1 pseudogene is annotated in these 1,518 nt (G+C 35.9%); it reads left to right on the top strand.

Annotated features, from left to right (window positions below):
- Positions 1-125: 125 nt before the first annotated feature.
- A pseudogene (locus IDG60_RS13700) lies at positions 126-1,518 on the top strand (hypothetical protein); the annotation flags it as partial.

Here is a 1,518-nt window from a genome sequence, read left to right as displayed (position 1 = left end):
ATCGACTACTGTTGCAGAAGCACAAGGTAATGAACAAAAAGCAAACAATGTTGATGCAGCAATGGACAAATTACGTCAAAGTATTGCAGATAATGCGACAACAAAACAAAACCAAAATTATACTGATTAATAATGCAACAACTCGTGATAAAGTGGCTGAAATCATTGCACAAGCGCAAGCATTAAATGAAGCGATAAAAGCATTAAAAGAAAGTATTAAGGATCAACCACAAACTGAAGCAAGTAGTAAATTTATTAACGAGGATCAAGCGCAAAAAGATGCTTATACGCAAGCAGTACAACACGCGAAAGATTTGATTAACAAAACAACTGATCCTACATTAGCCAAATCAATCATTGATCAAGCGACACAGGCAGTGACTGATGCTAAAAACAATTTACATGGTGATCAAAAACTAGCTCAAGATAAGCAACGTGCAACAGAAACGTTAAATAACTTGTCTAACTTGAATACACCACAACGTCAAGCACTTGAAAATCAAATCAATAATGCAGCAACTCGTGTCGAAGTAGCACAAAAATTAACTGAAGCACAAGCACTTAACCAAGCAATGGAAGCTTTACGTAATAGCATTCAAGATCAACAGCAAACGGAAGCGGGTAGCAAGTTTATCAATGAAGATAAACCACAAAAAGATGCTTACCAAGCAGCAGTTCAAAATGCAAAAGATTTAATTAATCAAACTAACAATCCAACGCTTGATAAAGCACAAGTTGAACAATTGACACAAGCAGTAACAACTGCAAAAGATAACCTACATGGTGATCAAAAACTTGCTCGTGATCAACAACAAGCAGTAACAACTGTAAATGCATTGCCAAACATAAATCATGCACAACAACAAGCATTAACTGATGCTATAAATGCAGCGCCTACAAGAACAGAGGTTGCACAACATGTTCAAACTGCTACTGAACTTGATCACGCGATGGAAACATTGAAAAATAAAGTTGATCAAGTAAATACAGATAAGGCTCAACCAAATTACACTGAAGCGTCAACTGATAAAAAAGAAGCAGTAGACCAAGCGTTACAAGCTGCAGAAAGCATTACAGATCCAACTAATGGTTCAAATGCGAATAAAGACGCTGTAGAACAAGCATTAACTAAGCTTCAAGAAAAAGTAAATGAGTTAAATGGTGATGAGAGAGTCGCTGAAGCTAAAACACAAGCGAAACAAAATATTGACCAATTAACACATTTAAATGCTGATCAAATCGCAACTGCTAAACAAAACATTGATCAAGCGACGCAACTTCAACCAATCGCTGAATTAGTAGATCAAGCAACGCAATTGAACCAATCAATGGATCAATTACAACAAGCTGTTAATGATCATACAAATGTTGAGCAAACAGTTGATTACACGCAAGCAGATTCAGATAAGCAAAAGGCTTATAAACAAGCGATTGCTGATGCTGAAAATGTATTGAAACAAAATGCGAATAAGCAACAAGTGGATCAAGCACTTCAAAATATTTTAAATGCAAAACAAG

This window comes from Staphylococcus sp. EG-SA-2 (assembly GCF_017152085.1).
Note: the sequence above shows the minus strand (reverse complement) of the source record. Positions and strands in the feature narration are given on the sequence as shown.